This is a genomic window from Bacteroides mediterraneensis, assembly GCF_016900355.1.
GTDB lineage: Bacteria > Bacteroidota > Bacteroidia > Bacteroidales > Bacteroidaceae > Phocaeicola.
On record NZ_JACJKA010000065.1, the window covers coordinates 1 to 578 of the forward strand.

The window sequence follows — 578 nt, forward strand, 5'->3', positions numbered from 1 at the left end:
GCCATAGAGCTGTACGGCGAGTACGACCGGGCCGTCAGCTACGTCTGCAAGTACATCGGCAAGGAGCTGGCCCCGTCACCAAATGGTGACGGCCTGGAGCCGCAGAAGATTGGGGGCCGCTGGTACTACTCTGGCGGGGCCCTGGGGCGGCCCCAAGTCACCTACGCCGAGCTGGACTTCCGCCAGGCCGAGCAGGAACCGGGGGCCTACCGCTTCGATCTGCCCCAGGCGGGTATCAGCTTCGTTCAGTTCCAATTCCAGGCGAAAGGGGGTGAAAACAGTGGAGAACCCGTCGGAAAAGTTACTGGAAGTCAATCTGAGGTGCCCATGGTGGGAGCTGTGCGACAGCCGCCGTTGCTGGGCCTGCGTCCAGGCCTGCGCGGAGCGCAGGGCGGCGGCCCGTGAGGCGGCGCTCGAACGTCTGTTCGATGCCATGGAAGAACAGTGGGAGCAGGAGGCCCTGGACTACTGGCTGTAAAGGAAAGGAGTTTTACAGGATGAAGTGGGAAGAGTTGGCATACAGCTTGCTAGAGGCCAGGCCCAACGATGCGGTCAAACTGGCCCTAGCCGTGGCGGAG

General features: G+C 63.0%; 1 protein-coding gene. It reads left to right on the forward strand.

Annotated elements, in window-relative coordinates:
- Positions 1-405, forward strand: a 405-nt coding sequence (locus H6A28_RS14820; RefSeq protein ID WP_204481067.1) for a hypothetical protein, incomplete at its 5' end; no start/stop codon positions are given.
- Positions 406-578: the final 173 nt, after the last annotated feature.